This window comes from Mesorhizobium sp. M0159 (genome assembly GCF_040322295.1).
Taxonomy (GTDB): domain Bacteria; phylum Pseudomonadota; class Alphaproteobacteria; order Rhizobiales; family Rhizobiaceae; genus Mesorhizobium.
Window position 1 is genome coordinate 1 of the sequence record NZ_JAMYTF010000037.1, and the last position, 19,174, is coordinate 19,174.

Annotated in this window: 17 protein-coding genes; 3 read left to right on the forward strand and 14 right to left on the reverse strand. The window is 59.6% G+C overall.

What is annotated here, in order from left to right; all coding sequences use genetic code 11:
* On the reverse strand, positions 1-264 hold a 264-nt coding region (locus NKJ32_RS26615; protein WP_352829362.1), incomplete at its 3' end, for a cation:dicarboxylate symporter family transporter.
* A gap of 997 nt (positions 265-1,261) precedes the next feature.
* Here NKJ32_RS26615 and nifA (NKJ32_RS26620) point away from each other — a divergent pair.
* The 3 genes from nifA (NKJ32_RS26620) (at position 1,262) to NKJ32_RS26630 (ending at position 5,541) form a co-directional block, all read left to right on the forward strand.
* Positions 1,262-3,034, forward strand: coding sequence for a nif-specific transcriptional activator NifA (gene nifA, locus NKJ32_RS26620; RefSeq protein ID WP_502902700.1), 1,773 nt, complete (start codon positions 1,262-1,264; stop codon positions 3,032-3,034).
* A gap of 235 nt (positions 3,035-3,269) precedes the next feature.
* A complete protein-coding gene (gene hisC, locus NKJ32_RS26625) occupies positions 3,270-4,409 on the forward strand; it encodes a histidinol-phosphate transaminase (protein WP_023678255.1) in 1,140 nt (379 codons plus the stop codon).
* Between the two features lie 91 nt (positions 4,410-4,500).
* Positions 4,501-5,541: an LLM class flavin-dependent oxidoreductase gene (locus tag NKJ32_RS26630; RefSeq protein ID WP_023678254.1), complete on the forward strand. Its 1,041-nt coding sequence runs from the start codon at positions 4,501-4,503 to the stop codon at positions 5,539-5,541.
* Positions 5,542-5,793: 252 nt separating this feature from the next.
* On the opposite strand, the gene NKJ32_RS26635 is transcribed toward NKJ32_RS26630, so the two are convergent.
* The 13 genes from NKJ32_RS26635 to NKJ32_RS26695 all read right to left on the reverse strand — a co-directional run bounded on the left by NKJ32_RS26635 (position 5,794) and on the right by NKJ32_RS26695 (position 19,064).
* Positions 5,794-5,997: a hypothetical protein gene (locus NKJ32_RS26635; RefSeq protein WP_352829364.1), complete on the reverse strand. Its 204-nt coding sequence runs from the start codon at positions 5,995-5,997 to the stop codon at positions 5,794-5,796.
* Between the two features lie 160 nt (positions 5,998-6,157).
* A complete protein-coding gene (locus tag NKJ32_RS26640) occupies positions 6,158-8,053 on the reverse strand; it encodes an ABC transporter ATP-binding protein (RefSeq protein WP_352784640.1) in 1,896 nt (631 codons plus the stop codon).
* Positions 8,053-9,921 carry an ABC transporter ATP-binding protein gene (locus NKJ32_RS26645; protein ID WP_352829366.1) on the reverse strand — a complete coding sequence of 623 codons (1,869 nt, stop codon included), beginning with the start codon at positions 9,919-9,921 and terminating at the stop codon, positions 8,053-8,055. Before NKJ32_RS26645 ends, NKJ32_RS26640 begins: the two co-directional genes overlap by 1 nt.
* A 73-nt stretch (positions 9,922-9,994) precedes the next feature.
* Positions 9,995-10,900, reverse strand: a complete 906-nt coding sequence (locus tag NKJ32_RS26650) for an SIR2 family NAD-dependent protein deacylase (RefSeq protein WP_352829368.1) — start codon at positions 10,898-10,900, stop codon at positions 9,995-9,997.
* Between the two features lie 38 nt (positions 10,901-10,938).
* The gene (gene nifT, locus NKJ32_RS26655) at positions 10,939-11,151 is read right to left on the reverse strand and encodes a putative nitrogen fixation protein NifT (protein ID WP_352687744.1); all 213 of its coding nucleotides are present in this window, start codon (positions 11,149-11,151) and stop codon (positions 10,939-10,941) included.
* Positions 11,148-11,468, reverse strand: coding sequence for a nitrogen fixation protein NifZ (locus NKJ32_RS26660; RefSeq protein WP_352516056.1), 321 nt, complete (start codon positions 11,466-11,468; stop codon positions 11,148-11,150). Before NKJ32_RS26660 ends, nifT begins: the two co-directional genes overlap by 4 nt.
* Positions 11,469-11,567: 99 nt before the next feature.
* Complete coding sequence (locus NKJ32_RS26665; RefSeq protein ID WP_352457023.1) at positions 11,568-11,762, reverse strand: 4Fe-4S dicluster domain-containing protein; 195 nt, start codon at positions 11,760-11,762, stop codon at positions 11,568-11,570.
* Between the two features lie 31 nt (positions 11,763-11,793).
* Complete coding sequence (gene nifB, locus NKJ32_RS26670; protein WP_352641279.1) at positions 11,794-13,272, reverse strand: nitrogenase cofactor biosynthesis protein NifB; 1,479 nt, start codon at positions 13,270-13,272, stop codon at positions 11,794-11,796.
* A gap of 238 nt (positions 13,273-13,510) precedes the next feature.
* A complete protein-coding gene (gene nifA / locus NKJ32_RS26675) occupies positions 13,511-15,274 on the reverse strand; it encodes a nif-specific transcriptional activator NifA (RefSeq protein WP_352829370.1) in 1,764 nt (587 codons plus the stop codon).
* Between the two features lie 182 nt (positions 15,275-15,456).
* Positions 15,457-15,756 (reverse strand): ferredoxin family protein, encoded by a 300-nt coding sequence (locus NKJ32_RS26680; protein WP_352480510.1) that lies wholly within the window; start codon positions 15,754-15,756, stop codon positions 15,457-15,459.
* Between the two features lie 11 nt (positions 15,757-15,767).
* Positions 15,768-17,075 carry an FAD-binding protein gene (locus NKJ32_RS26685; RefSeq protein ID WP_352450801.1) on the reverse strand — a complete coding sequence of 436 codons (1,308 nt, stop codon included), beginning with the start codon at positions 17,073-17,075 and terminating at the stop codon, positions 15,768-15,770.
* A 9-nt stretch (positions 17,076-17,084) separates the two neighbouring features.
* A complete protein-coding gene (locus tag NKJ32_RS26690) occupies positions 17,085-18,194 on the reverse strand; it encodes an electron transfer flavoprotein subunit alpha/FixB family protein (RefSeq protein ID WP_352829372.1) in 1,110 nt (369 codons plus the stop codon).
* 18 nt (positions 18,195-18,212) lie between these two features.
* The gene (locus NKJ32_RS26695; RefSeq protein ID WP_352639912.1) at positions 18,213-19,064 is read right to left on the reverse strand and encodes an electron transfer flavoprotein subunit beta/FixA family protein; all 852 of its coding nucleotides are present in this window, start codon (positions 19,062-19,064) and stop codon (positions 18,213-18,215) included.
* Positions 19,065-19,174: the final 110 nt, after the last annotated feature.

The following is a 19,174-nucleotide window of genomic DNA, read 5'->3' on the forward strand; positions in this document are numbered from 1 at the left end:
CTTGCCGGCGACCCGGCCGACCTTGTGAAGATCGTTCATGCCGGCAATGCCGGTCGCAATTGTCAGGAAGATGACAGGCGCGATGATCATCTTGACCAGCTTGATGAAGGCATCGCCCAGCGGCTTCAGGCTCTCGCCGGTCCCTGGATAGAAATAGCCAATTGCGACGCCGAGGGCGATGGCGGCAAGCACCTGCGCGTAAAGCTTGGCATAGAAGGGTTTGCGGGGCGCGGGACTCGCGCCGCGGACTTGTGCAGCTGACACTGTTTCTCTCTCCCTGACCGGATCGAGGTGGCGTGACTTCTCCCGGGCTTCTCCCTATCGCGGCGCTCCGGTCGAACGCTGCACCAACGCCGCCGCAATACCCATGCCAAATGGATCCGCATGACCTGAACTGACGTTGGGCTCGCCAATGATGGGATGAATGCGGTGGCACAAGACGGTTGACAAGGCCGCCGTCCAGCACGCGCTTGATGTTCTCCGGCAGATTGCCGGTCGATCTCTCTGGCTTGCGGTTTTGCTGCACATCGTGGCGGGCTCCTCGGTTTGCCGACTTTGGGAAGGGCCGCATCGCTGGCACCAGGGCGCAGAATTGCCGTGTTCTTTGCCGCGCTCCCGCTGCAGCGACAGCTTGAAAGCGACGTCGAGACGTAGGGATTGACGCCGCTGGTGCTGACCGCGACGATGCGGTTCAGAAGTTCCAAGCACCGCCGAGAAAGCCGCGCTCGACCGCCACCTTCGCGCCTTCACACGCGACGCCGCCGCCTTATCTGCGTCATCAATATCGAGGAAATGGCGGTTGCCGCGACCGACCAGTGTCGTCGGCAGTGATTATCGCTCCCGCCCCTGGTTCGCAGGCGCTGGTGACTGGCACGGCCCGGCAACTCGGCGCGGTCAGCCGCTCGGGCACCGCATCGCCGGCGCCGTATTTCTGTCGTTCAACATCGCCGACAAAAATTAGAACTGATGAATTCTATCATAGGCCGCGAGGTTTCCTTTCACGAATGAAAGAAAGCTCGATTGACTATCCCGCCTCGCTCCAGTCTTTTGAAAATCAACGTGTGGTTGCCCCCGTGCAAGCCGAGAACGTGGCCAAGCTTCGTGGAGGGAGAGCCAAGCGATGCGTCAGGGGTCGACCCGCTTTGTACTCGACCACACGGCGGTGGCACGAGTTCACGTCAGAGCATTTTCGCGCTTGCCCGCGACGTCGCGGGCGCACATGCCGCCGGCATGCATTTCATGGCGCGAGATCGAGGATCATATGCACCACAACATTCCCAAATCAGAACAAAATGCCAGCGAGTGCCGCATTTCGCTTCCGGATGCGAAAAGGGCTTACCCAAAGTCCGAGATGAACACCGCGGTCCCTTTTGTGCCATCGCACGAGCACGCGCTTACCGGCATCTTCGAAATATCGAAAGTACTCACGGACCCCGCCCGGCTCGAAGTCACGTTGGCCAAGGTCGTCGATCTCCTGCCCTCGTTTGTGCAGATGCGGCACGGCATCATCGCTCTCTTCGACGCTGAGGGCGTACTGGACATCACCGTAGTCACCGGCTGCGACGAGAACAGCGATGAGCGCTCCCGCATGCGCCTGCCGCGCAAGGCAATCGATCTGATTGTGACGACGGACACGCCGCTCGTCGCCGAGAACATAGCGGTGCATTCGGCCTTCACTGCCGCTGACATAGAGGTGCTTGGGGCCTCCGACACCGTGTCCTTCATCGGCGTTCCCATTCGTGTTGATGGGAACGCCGTAGGCACGCTGACTATCGACCGCGCCTTGGACAGCAGGTCAACGTATCGGCTCGATTATGATGTCCGGCTGCTCACCATGATCGCCAACATGGTGGGACAGACAGTCAAGTTGCACCGCTTCTCCGCGGGCGACCGCGAACGACCGACGGAGGTGGAAGATGGGCTGCAAACGCAATTCTCTGATCTCAAGCACCCTGCACCGCAGCGCAAGAAGGTTCACGTCAAGGGAATGATTGGCGATAGTCCGGCGCTAAGCGCGCTGCTCGAGAAGATCGCAGTTGTAGCTAAGGCAAAGACCACGGTTCTGTTGCGAGGCGAATCCGGTACCGGGAAGGAGCTGGTCGCCAAGGCAATTCACGAGTTGTCGCCGCGCGCCAAGCGGCCCTTCATCAAACTCAATTGTGCAGCGCTGCCAGAGACAGTCCTGGAATCCGAATTGTTCGGTCATGAGAAGGGTGCCTTCACAAGCGCGTTCAATTCCCGCAAGGGTCGCTTTGAGCTCGCCGACAAGGGGACGTTGTTTCTGGATGAGATCGGCGAGATCTCGGCCTCCTTCCAGGCAAAGCTACTGCGCGTGCTGCAGGAGCAGGAGTTTGAGCGCGTCGGCAGCAACCAGACCATCAAGGTCGACGTTCGCGTGATTGCCGCCACCAACAGGAACCTTGAAGAGGCGGTTGCAAGGAATGAGTTCCGCGCCGACCTATATTATCGCATCAACGTGGTTCCCTTGCTGGTGCCGGCATTACGCCAAAGGCGCAGCGATATTCCGCTCCTCGCAGCTGAGTTTCTCAAGAATTTCAACGATGAGAACGGCCGTACGCTGACCTTCGATGCGCGTGCGATTGAAGTACTGATGAAATGTGAATTTCCCGGCAACATTCGCGAGCTTGAAAATTGCGTGCACCGGACAGCGATCCTGGCGGAGGGACTATCAATCGGGAGAAACGACTTTGCGTGCTCCCACGACCAATGCTTTGCCGAGGCGCTGCGGAAGAGCAGATCGGGCAAGGCCGCGCTGCAACCAGCGCCAATCGTGCCAGAGGCAGTGAATTCGGCCACGCCGCCGGATGCGGCCGCTCGTTCGGCCGCCACCACAGTCCCGCCTGCCGGAGCAACCCACTCATTGGGCGCGAGGACCACCGACGCCGAGCGCGTCATTGCTGCCATGGAAAGATGTGGCTGGGTGCAGGCAAAGGCGGCGCGCCTGCTTGGACTGACCCCGCGCCAGATTGGCTACGTGCTGAGGAAATACGGCATCGAGGTCAAGCGTCTGTGAAAGCATGACTCAGGCGGATTAGCTAAGACCGCTTAGCGGCTTGGCCCGCGCAGGGATGCAGATCCGCGTCCGCGTCAAGTCGATCCGACCGAGGACAGCCTGGCCGAATTCCCGTGGCAGCCGGCGTTGCGACCATCTTGTGAAAGGCGACGCTGCCATCGTCAATCCGTCCGCCATGTTGCTCTCGTTGCGAGCTCATACGGATGCCCCTGTGCGACTGAAACGGAGATAAAATATGTCCGATGCAAAACTGCAAGCTGTGCTTTCGTCTCTTCCGCAAGGGACGCGACAGTTAGATGCTCTGCCGTCCAACGGACCAGCGCCGGACAAAAGTTTTGTCAAGCTGAATACGAATGAGAACCCGTTTCCGTTGCCGCCAATCATAATGCAAAGTGCAGTGGCGGCCCTCAATCGCCAGTATCTGTATCCGGACGACGATAACATCAGCTTGAGGGAAGCAGCGTCCAATACCTATGGGGTATCCACGGATCAGGTCATCGCAGGCAACGGGTCGTCTGAACTGCTCGGACTCATCTACAGAGCTTTCCTCGCCCCTGGCGACAAGGTGGCGATGATATCGCCAGGGTTTTCGTTCAACCGCAAACTTGCCATGTTGCATGGTGCTGAGTTTCTCGAGATCGGATGTCAAACTCATTCGCTGCCAATGGAGCAATTGCTTTCCGGTCCGGCAAAAGACGCCAAGTTCATTCTGGTGGCCAATCCAAACAATCCGACCGGAACATTCCTCTCGATAAGCAATATCGAACGCCTCGTGGCACAATCGGATCGCCTGGTCGTCCTTGATGAGGCCTACGTCGACTTTGCACCCGATCACGGGCTGCGCCTCATCAACCGTTATTCGAACCTTCTGATCTTGAGAACATTTTCGAAGAGCTATGCCGCCGCCGGCATTCGCGTCGGTTTCGGTTTCGGTCACCCTGAGATTATTGGCAGGCTGCGCAACATCCAGAACGTCTTCAACATGAACGTGATCGGGCATGCGGTTGGTATCAGCGTGCTTGCGCATCGCGGCGCCTACGCAGAGAACCACAAGCACATCAGACATGAACGACAGCGAGTGACAGCCGCACTGTCGCAACTTGGATTTTCCGTAACGCCCTCCCACGCAAATTTCTTGCTAGCCCGTGTGCCAGCGGGACAGGACGGCTCATGGTGGCAAGCAGCCTTGGAAAGGCAAAAGATACTCGTTGCCTACTTTCCGGACAATGGTTTGGAACATTGCATCCGCGTCAGCATCGGCACAAAAGAGCAATTGGATGCATTTCTTGCTGCCGCTCGCGATATAGTTGGAAGCTTAAACATACCAAGCACCACGGGCAGGGGAGCGTCAGGCTCTGCTCGTTCGGTACGCTGACGCTAATCCGATATCACACATTGCTATCTTTAGACTTGCTTGGTCACCCAAGCACGACAACATTTTTCTTTAAAATCGGGGACAATATCGAGTGACAAACGTCTTTCCTTCAAACCTAGCCTTCGGCATCTTCGATCATCTGGACGAGGACGGCCTCGATATCGCCCGGCAGTACGAAGATCGCCTGATATTAGCAGAGGCGTGCGATCAGCTAGGGTTCTATGCCTATCATCTCGCAGAGCACCACTGTACCCCCCATGGGAGAGGTCCATCGCCGAATCTGTTCTTATCGAGCGTCGCCCAGCGCACCCGGCGCCTGCGTCTCGGACCCTTGGTGATGCTGCTTGCGCTTTATCATCCGCTGCGTGCGTTCGAAGAGATCTGTATGCTGGACCAGTTGAGCGGTGGCAGGCTCGAACTGGGCATAGGGCGCGGTGCTCTCCCGATCGAATTGGGTTACTTCGGGATTGGTGCGGACGCGGTGCCGGGCCGCTATGCGGAAGCCAGCGAAATTCTTGTTGAAATACTTGTTAATGCCATGAAGGTTGGCACGCTGTGCTATCAAGGCCGCCATTTTGAGCTCAATGACGTTCCTTTGACGCTAAGACCTCATCAGCGTCCACATCCGCCGACATGGGTCGCCGCCAATCGACCCGAGTCCGCAGCCTGGGCCGCTGCGAATGGAGCAAATATCGCGTGTGTAGGACCTTCCTCTTCTGTTCGCAAAACTACTGATGCGTTCCGCGCCTATCAAGAGGACAACACTGGCGCGGGCGATCGAGCGCCATTTATTGGATTGCTCCGCATGGTCGTGGTTGGGCGTTGTGACACACATGCCTATTCGCTCGCGGCACCTGCTTACGAACGATGGCTCAAGAGCTTCCAATTCCTTTACGAGCTTAACGCTATCCCCACTCCACCCAACCTGCCGCTGACCTTCGATGCGGCAGTCGAGAGTGAATTGTGCGTGGTAGGATCAGCAGCGTCTGTGCGAGAAGCTCTGCTCAGTCAGTTGGAAGAGGCAGGTGCTAACTACCTGCTTTGTCAACTGGCATTTGGAAATCTGCCGCTAGATGCTTCCCTGTACACCGCGACGACCATTCAATCCGAAATCATGGCTCGACTTGGCTGACCATGAAATTCGCGGTCTGATCTGAAGGTTAAATCGTTGTAACAGCGCTCCCTCACATCCACGTGCTCGAGCGTGCACGTGGTGGGGATTGGGAAATCGTGAGGGAGGCCAAACTGACGACGAGCCGGCGGCACAGATTACCAGGTTTGTGCGTTGGCCGGCATCTGGGCACGGTGTGAGACTACACGATCCTAAGGAGATGATGGCCGAGCGCGTCACGATGCCGGCACGCATCTGCTCGTCGCGCTCGCGCTAGTCGTTGCCCATAGCCCGCCGCAAGAGGTTCTTCTCGCCCGGGGCGGCGCCGGTGGCGGCTCCCGCATCCAGCTTCAACAGCGGCTCGGCGGTAGCAAAGCCGTCACTCGCTACGGCGCTGTTGAGGGCGCGCTCGCGAGCGGCTTTGCTACGCCGAGCGACACCACCTGGAGCGAGTTCGCCCGATGTCGCGGCGTGCACCGCGGTCGGATAACGACGCTGGAGGAAATCGTTCGCAACCGGTCTTCACGATCCGCGCGAGTGCTTTGCATGAATGCTGCCTGGCTTCCTCGTCTGCGGCGGCCTGAGTGTCCGCCGGCACGCCCGAAGTCAATGTCAGTACCACAAGGCCGCCAAGACGTCAGGTCTGGGAGCCGGCTTGTACGGTCGTATCGTGTTCTGGAATATCGTCAAAGGAGGCGTAGTTGAGATTGTAGAGTTTGGAATACAGACCCCCCATGGCTATTAGCTGATCGTGGTTGCCAGTCGCAATAACTTGGCCATTCTGAAGCACGATGATGCGGTCGGCACCCCGGATCGTGGCAAGACGGTGGGCGATGACGAGGCCAGTGCGCCCTTCAAGCAGCTTTATCAGAGCCTTCTGAATCTGCATTTCCGTGTAGCTGTCGATGTTGGCGGTAGCTTCGTCGAGCACGAGGATCTTGGCGTCGGCGACGAGGGCGCGAGCGAAACTGATGAGCTGGCGCTGGCCGAGAGATAAGTTGTCGCCGCGTTCGCCAAGTTGGGTCTCATACCCATCGGCGAGGCTCATGATGAAGTCGTGGGCGCCGACCGCCTTGGCCGCCTCCATCACCTTGTCTCGCGTGGCCTCTGTCTTGTGGTATCGAATGTTCTCGAAGACCGTCCCGGTGAACAGGAATGGCTCCTGCAGCACCATGGCGACCTGGCGGCCGAGCGATTCCTGGGTGAGATCGCGCACATCATATCCGCCGACCAGCACTTGGCCCTGCTGAACATCATAGAAGCGGTGGACCAGGGCCATCGCACTCGATTTGCCAGAACCGCTCGGCCCGACCAGTGCGACCGTCTCGCCGGGATTGACCCGGAAGGAGACATTTTTCAGCACCGAACGGTTCGGATTGTAGCCGAAGGTGACGTCCCTGAACTCGACCGAGCCGTCCATTTCGGGCGAAAGCACCTCGGCATTGGGTTTGTCCTGAACATCGATCTTGACGTCGAGCACATCGGTCAGGCGCTTGCCTGAGGCCATGGCGCGCTGCATGACCGAATATTGCAGGGTGAGTGAGCGGATCGGGTCAAAGAAGCGCTGGATGTAAAATAGGTAGGCAACCAATACGCCCACATCTATGCGGCCATTCATGACCATCGAGCCGCCGACCACAATAACGGCGGCCATGGCGAGGCCGGTGAGGCCATCGACGATAGGCACCATGACCAGTGCATATTTGGCAGCGATCAGGTGGGTCCTGAGGTTGGCATGGGCCTTGTCGTCAAAAAGGATGAAATTCACCTGCTGGCGGTCCATTGACTGGACGGTGCGCACGCCGTGAATGGCTTCGGCCAGCGCGCCGTTGACGACGGAATTAGTCTCGTGTGCGGCCATGAAGGCGTCGCGGGCACGCGGCAGCCAGACAATGCGGACGATCACCAGGACCGGCAGAACCGAGAGCGTCAGGAGGCCGAGGCGGAAGTCGAGCCACAGCATTACGAAAACGATGCCGAAGAGAAGCGCAACATCGCCTACGGAATATACCGAGGTTTCGAGGAATTCCTGTATGGAGTTGACGTCGCCTTGCAGGCGCGACATGAGGCGTCCGACCTCGGTCTTGTCCATGAATGAGAGCGAAACCTTCTGCAGATGGCCAAACATGGCGCGGCGGATGTCGAACAGGACAGTTTCGGCCACTTTCCCAACCACGGTTTCCTGCATGTAGCCGGCAGCGAAATTGACCAAAATCGCCAAAACGAACGCGCCGACGGCCGCGAGCTGGGCTGAGCGATCGGTCCTTGCCGGGTTCATGCCCTGATCGAGCGCGTAGCGGATGATCAACGGGATGAGAAGCTGCGTCCCGGTGAAGATCAGCATTGCTGCAATCGTGATGACTACCCTGGCCCGATAGGGACGGACGAAAGCCCAGATGCGCCGGAGGATGCTCTTGTCGAAAGCCCGGCCGAACATCTCCTCCTCGATGCGGTGCGAGCCGACAACCGCGCGCGGAGGGCGTCTACCGTCGTCACGTTCGGCTTCGACTTCGCCGGCGCGGCCCTGCGCCATCAGCGGGCGCCCCCATACTGGGTCATATTGTCATCACCCGGGCGCGTCTGGAGATCGTAAAGGGCCCTGTAGCGTCCCCGCTTCGCCAAAAGCTCTTGATGCGTGCCGCGTTCTACGATTTCGCCGTTATCGACAAAAAGGATCTGATCGGCATGCACAAGCGCACTCAGCCGGTGCGCGGTGATGATCGTCACCCGATCCTTGGCGAAGCGCCGCATCGCCGCGCGGATGCGCTGCTCGGTGCCGGCATCGATCGCGGCCGTTGAGTCGTCGAAAACGACGACGGAGGGGCGCAGCATCATGGTGCGAGCAATCGTGAGACGCTGGCGCTGGCCGCCAGAGAGAGAGACGCCGCGTTCGCCCACGACCGTCTCGTAGCCTGCTGGGAGCCCGAGGATGTAGTTGTGGAGCTGGGCGAATTCGCCAGCGCGTTCGATTCGCTGTCTCTTCGCCCAGGGATCGCCATAAGCGATGTTGTTCTCGATCGTAGTGGTGAATAGGAATGCATCCTGCTGTACGACGGCGACCGCCTTGCGAAGCGTCGCGAGGGTGACATTGCGTACGTCCTGGCCGTCCAGCGTGATGGCGCCACCGGTCACGTCGTAAAAGCGGGGGACCAGATGAGCCATCGTCGATTTGCCCGAACCCGGCGGACCGACGATCGCGATCGTCTCGCCTCTACGGGCCTCAAAGCTGAGGTTCTTCAAAATGGCGCGGTTTTCGGCGCTGGGGTACGCAAACGAGACATTGTGGAAGCGCAGAGTGCCGTCGCGTATCTCGAGCGGTCTGGCCTCGAGAGCATCCCTGATTGTGATCTCCTGGTCGAGGAGACCGAAAAGCCGCGAACCGCAGCTAGAAGCGCGGGCAAAGGCATTGACCATGAGGCCGATCTGGCGGACTGGCATTTGCAGGATTGTCATGAAGGTCAGGAAGGTCGCCACCGTTCCGACGCTGATCTCGCCAGCGACGAGCTTGCTGCCACCGATCCAGAGCACCAATCCCATTGCGAAAAAGAAGGACAAGGTCATCGTCGACGTGCTGGGCACGTAGATGTCAACGCGGTCGTGGGCGAGGTCGAGCGCGTTCTTGGAAGCGCCGTCGAACTTCAGCATCTCGTAGGCTTGAGCCGCAAAAGCGCGGACCACGCGGATGCCTGCGAGATTTTCCTCCATCACGCGGCTCAGTACCGAAAGCCGCTCATGCAGGTCGAGCCAGGTGGCGCGCAGCCTAAGCTGTGTGGCCGATGAGCGCCAGGCGACAAAAGGCACGAAGCTCAGCGCGACCAGGCCGAGCATGGGATCGGTCGAGATCATCATGTAGGCGCCGATCCCGATCAGCATGGTGAGCAGGAGCACGCGAACGAGCGCGGTGGAAAAATACATCCGCACGCCTTGGAGATCGAGCATTCCGATGGTGATCAGATCGCCTGAATGGACCCGGTCGTGAAAGGAAAAGCTGAGACGCTGGATCTTGTCGTAGTAGGCGAGCCGCAGTTCGTACGCGACATGATGCCCGACGGCTTCGGCAAAATAGTTCTGCGCCATCGTGAAAAGGCCGCGTAGCGCGCTGACGGCGAGCAGCAGGAGAGCCGGGGTCCAGAGCGCTTGTCCTGCCGCGGTCCCCGCGACACCGCCCCCGATGGCTGTCTGGGTCTGGTCGACAGCCCGGCCGAGAAGCTGGGGAATGAGCAACTGGAGGATTGCCGCCATGATCGTCGAGCCCATAGCGAAGGCGACCTGCCAGGGATGCCGCAAATTCATACGCGTGATACGCAACAGCGTACTCAAATCCCTGCCCCAGCGCGCCGCTTCCACATGGGTCAACGAATTCAGAGCGTTCGTTGCGCTGCCAATAGCATCACTGCTCACGGGTGTATTCCCGACTGCATTTTGCGCCTTCGAGGCAAGCCGAAGGACCAATCATCAAAGGGGCCCGCCATTGTTAATCCTGTCCACCACCTGCAGCAGTGCCCCTCCCTATAAGCCGAGCCGCGGCTTCACTTACTGGCATGTCGATCACCGTGATTCCGCTTGCCGCAAGGAAACGCGCTTCGTTTCTGGTCAGCGTTTCCGCGTCCATTACCGCGCAATGTGGACCTCGGGAGCGCTTCATGATCTGCCTGGCGTAGGTGCGCAGCATCTGATCGTTGAAGCGGCAGCCAACGAAGAAAAATCCACGGATGATGCGCCCTTCCTTCACCACGTCTGGGATCGGTGTCTGGATATCGATTTCGGTCAGGACTTCGACATAGTCGGAATCTGCCACGAGAAAGTTTTGCGCCGGCCTAATACTCCCGTGAGGTGTATAGAGAACCGTCTTTGCCCCCGATCGGGGGTCGAGTTCCCTCCCGGACAAATCGTAGGTTTTCGTCCAAATGTTACCGATTTCGTTCGCCCGCGTGACGCCTTGTATCTCAACGACGTCCGTTCGGCCGGTCTCTACGAGAGCCGTGCGCATCGCGCCGTCGTACCAGCTGTCGACGATGAGGGAGAGCGGCAGCCTTGCGAGCCAGGCGTGGAGGAGGGTAGGCGCCACCGGCGCTGCGAATATGTCGGTCATCCAAGCTTGAAGCGTCCGGCGATGCCGGCGCTGTTCGATGAACTGCGCAACCGACCACATATTGGTGCGGATCCTGGAAGGGGCTGGCGCCCGTGCATTGAGTGCCGCGGCAACGACCTCGGGCGTATGCGGCACAGGCGGTTCCGCACAGTTGAACCCAAGAAGACCCGGACCGAGATAGGGGATCACCTGATCGGCGGCGAGCGCTTCCTTCGCCAGGTCAAGCAGCTTTTCGGCAAAACTGTCCCGCACGATGACCAGGTGGCCCGATGTCAGGATCGTGTTCATGCTCGTTTCCTCGCGACGCACCTTATGAACGGGCAGCATCAGTCCTCTTCGGAAACCTTCCTTGCCTCGACGGTGATCGGCAGACGCGTATCCCGTGGAAGATCGGGTAGGAGGAGCCGCCACCCGTTCCTGAGCGTCACAGTTCCGCCCCACAACTCTTCCTTCTCGAGCTTGATGATCGGCTCTTCGAGGTCCTTCTTCGGGACATACGCCGACAAGCCAGCCTCGGTCCTGCGGATCATGACTTTCATCTGGCCGTCCCTTCATTGGTATTGCTATCAGCACTGCAGGGCGCCTCGGCTTTGTCGAGGCTCATCAGTTCACGCGCTCGCATGCCGACGACGGTGCCACGGTCGATCCATTCGACCGCATAGATGAAGAATTGCTGGAGAAAGGTGCCAATGTCGCGCACATATCCCTCGTCGCCCTTCCGCACGAGATTTTCGCCGATCTCCCTGCCAGGATAGGTGCCGTCATTCTTTATGTGGCGAGTGGCACGTACCCGCTCTCCCGGCATGAATCGTGGAGGCCTGCGGATTTCGACCTCCTCTTCGCGTCCGAGCGACATGTCCGTTCCCTGATTTCTCTTGAGGCTGCAGATCGTGAACAAAGGCGTTCCAGGCGTCCTGCAAAGGCATCCCCGACCATGTCGGCAGCCCAATGTCCGTCACGCAGGAACGCAGGTCTTCGGCACCGGGCATACCGAGGCACATTGCTGCGCATCGAAGACCCCCTCGCACTCGGTGCACTTGTGCGGCTCGATCACGTAGCTCTCGCCTTTGAACTTGATCGCGCCGGAGGGACATTCGAATTCGCAGGCGCCGCATTGGGTGCATTGGGATGCGATGATCTTGAAAGCCATTTTAACTCCTGGTCCGAATGAATGAGACAGCTCAGGCCGTCGCCGCGAGTGCGGGGGTCCCACACGCGGCGGCGTAAATCGCGCTGATTGCGGTCTCGATATAGTCATGGGCATAAGCGTCGGTGGCTCGGATTCCAGCGTCCGCGAGCTGATCCTCGGGGCAATTTCCGATCTTGGCGCACAGCACGATATCTATGCCTTCAAGCGCTGCGATGACGCCATCGAGGGCGGCTTCTCCGCCCCAGCCGCCGAGGCAATACTGCTCCACCTTGCGATGCCCGACAAAGCTGATCCCTCCCGGCGAGGCTTGATAAACCTGGAATTCCTTCGCATGGCCGAAATGTTCATTGACGCGGCCGCCGCCCTTGGTCGCCACCGCGAAGAGAAGGGACTTGCCGGGGCTCGCTGCCTTGACCAATCCGATCGCTTCTCTCCTAGCAGCCACGTGATCACGGCGCTCCTCCGCGACCAGCTCCCGATAGGCCTTGCGATTGCTGGCATCGTAGGTGACCTCGCCGGGAATCCGGTCGACTGTGAATTCCTGGCCACGATCCTCTCCGAGCAGGCCGACGGCATCTGCCCGGCACTGCCGGCAGTGGCGCATCAACTGGGCGCCGCCTTCGACACGATCCTGAAGAGCCTTCATCTCCATTGCGTTTGGGCCGCGTTGCCCGCTCAGTCCGTAGTGCGTGCCGTGCGCCGGGTCCGAAATCAGCGGCATGAGGTTGTGCAGGAACGCGCCTCGCTCCTTGACCCATCTATTCACCTCGATCAGATGCTCATCGTTCACGCCGGGGATCATCACCGAATTGATTTTGGTGAGGATGCCGCGCGCGGTCAGCATCTCCAGGCCCAACATCTGCCGCTCGTGCAGGATCCGGGCGGCTTCGATGCCGACGTAGCGGCGATGGTCGTAAAAGATCCAAGGATAGATCTTTGCACCGACCTCAGGGTCGACCATGTTGATGGTGATCGTCACGTGATCGACATTCATGTCGGCAAGCTCCTCGACATGGTCCGGCAGCGCGAGCCCATTCGTGGAGATGCAAAACTTGATGTCTGGGATTTCCCTGGCGACTCGTTCGAACGTTGCCTTCGTCTTCTTCCAGTCGTAACAGGCATCGCCAGGTCCGGCGATGCCGAGCACGGAAAGCTGCGGCACCTCGTTGGCGACCGCGATCACCTTGCGTAGCGCCTGGTCGGGCGTCAGCTTTTCGGAGACCACCCCAGGCCGGCTTTCGTTGGCGCAGTTATATTTGCGATTGCAGTAGTTGCACTGGATATTGCAGCCGGGCGCGACCGCGACGTGCATGCGCGCGAAATAGTGATGCGCCTCTTCTGAAAAGCAGGGGTGATCCTTGATCTTGTCCCAGACAGCCGGATCCGTGTCGTCCGGCTTTATCGACGAGCCGCAGGACGAAGACGCGCAGCCACCGGCTTTCACGGTGGCAAGCAACTGGTCATCGAATGTCGTGCTGAGGCTCTCAAGCGAAATTGCCGGTGCGGACATCGAACGGCTCCGTTGCTGGGTGAATGTCGCAGTTCAAACCGCAAGAGCCATGCCAGCTCAAAGAGCGGTTTTGGTTCACGAATTGGCTTTCGTGTCGGAATCCGTCGGATTGCTCCGACACACCTTTGTCGGGCTTCCGACAGTGGACAAGCAAATCGGGTCGCGAAGGCTACCAGCCTTGGGCGCGCAGAGTGTGAGGGAGACTACTCCGGGCTTACGTTTGACGTCATCACAACGTCTAGAATTTCTTCACCTCGATGCCATGTCGGCGCAGGGCGTAGCCGATTTGCCGCGGCGTGAGGCCGAGGATACGAGCCGCCCTGGCCTGAACCCACCCGGCTTTGTCCATCGCGTCGATCAGCCGGTCGCGTTCCGTCAGACACGGGGGACAAGCGGGATCGTTCGGATCGCCGGCCGTAAGGGGAGATACGTTGCCTGCGGAGGCACCGATGCGAGTGGCCGGCAGCCGCAATCCGACCGGCACTGCGTTGACCCGTGCGAGATCGTCGATGGTATTGCCGCCATTCGAGCGGTCGGCTCGCTTCCAGAGGAGCCAGGAAAGGCACTGGCTCTTCTTACAGGCGAAATCGGATGGCGTGATCGTCCTTGAACGCGCAAGTGTGGCCGTCCTTTGGACGCAGTTCTCCAGCTCGCGGACGTTACCAGGGAAGTAGCATTGCGAGATCAGGTCAAGCGCCGACGGCGCGAAGGCGAGTGCGCGATCGTTCTCCTTGTTGAATCGGTTGAGGAAGGCGTTCGCAAGGCGTGGAATATCGCCGGGTCGCTCTCTGAGCGGAGGCAGGATAATCGGCACCACATTGATGCGGTAATAAAGGTCGGCCCTGAACTCCCCTTTTATGACGGCCGTCTCGAGGTCCTTGTTGGTGGCGCATATGAGGCGCACGTCGACCTGTAGCGTTTTGGTGCCGCCGACTCGCTCCAACTCGCCTTCCTGCAAGACACGCAACAGCTTGGCTTGAAAGGCCGGCGAAATCTCGCCGATTTCATCAAGTAGCAGCGTTCCCTCATTTGCCAATTCAAAACGACCGGCGCGCTGGGAGATAGCACCCGTGAAAGCGCCCTTTTCATGCCCAAACAGTTCTGACTCCAGAACGCTTTCAGACAGTGCGGCGCAGTTCAATTTGACGAAAGACTTCTTCCTCCGACGTGAGAGCTTATGGATGGCTTGCGCAAAGAATTCCTTGCCGGTGCCGCTTTCACCCCGCAGTAGCACGGTGGAATTGGTCCCTGCTACGACCGAGACGGTTTCGAGGACCTGCTTGAGTGCGGGGCTTTCCCCGATGATCCCGTCGATTTTGACATCCGCATGCCGGGCAGGGTCGTAGGTCCTACCCTCGTTGGGCGATTTCTCCGGTCTCCATTGCTCATGGACAGACCGCTGACGATCTGTACTCAGGATGCGATGGAGACGGATGGTCCGGCCTACAAGGTTGGCGACCATCGTCAGGAAGTATGTGTCCTCGTCGTCGCGAAAGTCGGTGGCGCCGTCTCCGGCGCGGTCGATCGACAATGTCCCAAGGATCTTATGATCAGCCTTTAGCGGGATACCGATAAAGGCAATTGGGATGGTGCCGCTGCTCGAAGACGTTTGAAGGTCAGCCTGAAATAGTTGGGACTTGCGGACGTCCGGTATCAAGAGCGGCGTCCCCGTAGCGACGATTTGATCTGTTACGGCCTGTGGTATGACGCGGCGAGTGCCTGATTGAGGTGCGTGGGTATTGCCGGCAGTTGCGGCAATCTCCGGCTCTCCTTCAGCGTCCAGGACGATGATTGCTCCGTGACGCATCTGCAGAAACGAAGGCAGGATGTTCACGACATTGGCGAGCGTAATCTCCAGCTCGCTGGGGGCGGTCAGCACCTTCGATATCTCGTAGAGTCCCCTGAGCGCGATATCTGCTTGGGGCATGCTTTTGATGGGCGGTTCAGGGCGGGTATCCCGAGGTGCTACCTCGTCGACCCGATCTTGCGGTACGTGAGCCATGGAAACACCTCAGAGGTTGTCGTCCAGAGTGCTCCTCCTTTTGTATCTGGGTCTGAATTGTGAAAGCACAGTATTCACGAGCTTCTCTTCGTTGCGAGGCGATTCAAGCAAAGATGAGACTTGGCGTTGGTCGCGACCTCAGGTGTACCAAGACTAACGCTCTTGATACGTGCGTGCGTCGGTCATCCGAATTTGAAGAGGACTCCGAAACCGCCGCGTGGATAGTTCCACTCGATCTCGCCACTGGTCTCACACAAAATCCGGCAGGTGCCGCACTCCATGCAGCCGTCGGCAGTGATCTCCACTTGACCTTTGTCGTTCAACTCATAACATTTCGCCGGGCAGACGTGGGTCAGCGCGAGCAAGTTCGCGCTTGGCCTCTCGTGCGGTAGCACTTTGATATGCGGACGGCCGGAATCCACCAAGTAGCGGTTCTGGTAAAGCTTGTCCTCGACACGTGACTTCGTCACTGCGATCGTCATTTCGTCTCCCCTCAGCGCCACGCCAATGCAAGGCGGACCGCGTCGCTGACCAGCCCCCAGCGCGAGCGCGCCTTGATGAAGGCCGCCGTGGTCGCCTTTTCCTTCTCGATCTTCGGCGTGCCGTCGACACGCATGAAATTCTGCGCGGCTTGCGACATCAACCGCGGATAAGTCGTGAAGTAATTGCAGGAATTGGTGTGGAGCAAGGCCGGCATGTCTTTGTATTTCCTTAGGTCCTTGACCACGAAGGACTTGTCCAGCATGGCTTTGTAAAGGGCGAGATTCCGTTTGGTCATAGGACCGTTGCGGCTCTTGACCTCGATGATTGCCTCAGCCGCGATGCGGCCGGAGGTCATGGCGAGGTTCGAACCCTCGCGGTGAATGGCGTTGTTCAGTTGCGCGGCATCGCCGACCACGACCCAACCGTCGCCAAAGAGCTGCGGAATAGCCTTGTAGCCGCCTTCGGGAATGAGATGCGCGGAATATTCTTTCACTTCCGAGCCGGCGATCAGCGGCCGGATCGAAGGATGGGTTTTTAAGGCGTCGAGGAGGACGTAAGGGCTCTCGACCATCGCGGCGAAATCGGAGACGAGGCAGCCAATGCCCAGTGAGATCGACTCCTTGTTGGTGTAGAGGAAGCCGAGCCCGGCCATGCTGCGGGAGGTCGTGCCCACCGCCTCGATCACGCAGCCTTCATCGCCTTTGAGGCCGAACCGCTGCTCAATGACCTCTTCGGGCAGGAAATGCATTTCCTTGACGGCGAGCGCCACGGTTTGCGGCTTCGGCATCTCGCGCAGGCCGGCCCGCGTGCCAAGCAGTCCGCATACACCTTCTGCGAGGACGACCACGTCCGCGTAGATGGCTCCGCCGGCCCGGTCTGTGCGGACGCCGATCACCCTGTCCTTGGCGTCACGGATGAGTTCCGTCACGGTCGTCTCGCACAGAACCGTCGCGCCGGCCTCGCGCACCTTACGCGAAAACCATTTATCGAACTGGGCACGGATGATCGTGTAGCGGTTGGGCTTCGCCTCATTGAAGTCGTCCGACCGATAGTGAATCCCGGTATGGGATGTGTCGTCCATCACCCAAAGCCGCTGTTCAACCAAATGCCGCTCGAGAGGCGCATCGTCCCGGAAATCCGGGATGATCTTCTCCAGCATGTTCGCGTACATGATGGCACCCTGGACATTCTTGGAGCCCGGATATTCACCCCGCTCCAACTGCAGCACCTTCAGGCCGTGGCTGGCCATGGTGTAAGCAGCTGCGTTTCCGGACATGCCGGCCCCAATAACAATGGCGTCGAATTGTTCCTCAATCATGTCCATCCCTTAGCTCGCAAGCTTGTCGCGACTGTGGGGCGACAGCCGCCGGGTGAAGGCTTCCGTCAGTGCGGGCAGGAAGCGGATCGCGTCGGTGACGATCCCGAGGTGAGCGAAATCGAAAATCGGCGCGTTCGGGTCGGTGTTGATGGCCACGATGAGATCCGCCCCCTCGACGCCAACCCGATGCTGGACGGCGCCGGAAATCCCGGCCGCTATGTAAAGCTTCGGCCGGATGGTCTTGCCAGTTTGGCCGATCTGCCGATCAGCTGGCATCCAGCTCTTCTGGACCAACGGGCGCGAACAGCCATGCTCGGCGCCGATTGCCCGCGCGAGATTCTTCACAAGCTGCAGGTTCTCCGCCGCGCCTAGACCGAGGCCTCCCGCAACCACGACGTCGGCATAGGCAAGATTTGCCTTTGCCGACTGACTATCCGGCAGGAAGCCGAGGATTTTGGTAACGATCTCGTCCTCGGCTACCGAGAGCTTGTGCCGGATGACACGCCCGACCGGTTTATCCGCCCGCTGCGGCATGGGCATGACCCTCGGTCGCACTGTCGCCATCTGGGGGCGGAAATTGAGCGTATAGATGGTGCACAACAAGGAACCGCCGAAAGTCGGACGGGTGGCGGCGAGCGAACCGTCGGTATCCACATCGAGTTCGGTGCAGTCGGCCGTGAGCCCTGTCTGCAAGGTCGTCGCCACGGAGCCGGCAAGATCCCTGCCGAGTGTGGTGGCACCGAGAAGAAGGATCTCGGGTTTGTGGGTATCGACCAGATCCGTCATCGCCTTGGTGAAAGGCTCGTTCCTGTAGTCGGCGAGCAGCGGCTCCTCGACGATGTAGACCAGGTCGGCACCATAAACGAAGGCTTCGGCAACGGCGTTCCCGATGGCCTCTCCCGGCGGTCCAAGCACGACGCCCGCAAGCTGGACCTGAAGCTTCTCTGCTAACTTGCGGCCTTCGCCGAGCAGTTCGAATGATACGGGATGGACCTGACCGCGTTCGAGCTCGATGAAAACCCAAACGTGCCGGTAGTCCTTGAAATGCGCGGGCAGCTCCTTCTTTATGCCGGCACGGCCGGCGGCAGGGCGAGGGGTTTCTCGGTTCGCGTTCGACATCGTCTGATCCTTGCCCTCTCACGCGCCGCCGTTGAAGGCGAGCTCATGTTCCAATGCCGGCTGGCGGGTGAAGATTGCCGTGATGAGTTCGTCAGCGACATCGCGCAAAGCCATCTCGGCGGTGTCGATTTTTGCCGCCTTTTCCGCCCGCGCAGGAGGGGCGAAAACGCGCTTGACGACCGTCGGTGAACCGCGCAGGCCGCATTTGGTGAGATCCTCAATGCCGGCGTCGGCCGCACTCCATTTCAAGACCAGGCTGCGCGCGGCGCACAGGGCGTCCTGGATCGAGCCCCGGCGGATCTCGTTTGTGCCTTCCAGCATGGTGATGAGGCAAGGGAGCCTGCTCTTCAGCATCTGTGTGCCGCCTTCGGAGCGGCGCTCGACCTTGATCTCGCGTGCAGCAAGGTCAATAGAGGCGATCTTCGCGACATAGGTCAGTTGCAGGAGTCCGAGGCGCTTGGCGATGCCGGGCCCGACCTGGGCGGTGTCGCCATCGATCGTCTGCTTGCCAGTGAAGACGAGGTCTGGCGTGCCGAACGTCTCGCCAACCTTCGCGATTGCCTGGGAAAGGGCGAACGAGGTCGCCAGCGTGTCGGAGCCGGCAAAATAGCGGTCGGTCAAGAGCACCGCTCGGTCGGCGCCGTAACCGAGCGCCTTGCGCAGCGCGTCCTCTGCCATGGGCGGACCCATAGTGAGCACGGTGACTTCGCCACCATAGGCGTCGCGCAGCCTGAGGGCTTCTTCGAGGGCGAACAGGTCGTAAGGGTTGATGATAGTCGGAACACCCTGGCGCATGATCGTGTTCGTCACCGGATGAACCCTTATCTGTGCCGAGTCCGGCACCTGCTTGATGCAGATTACGATGTGCATTGGCGGTTTCTCCAGGCTCCTGTCCGGATGCGGGCTTGGCGGTTATCTCTTTGGAGCGCATCATTCGTGCCAACTGTTTTGCGCTGCCCCTATTCCTAGAACTTCGCTTG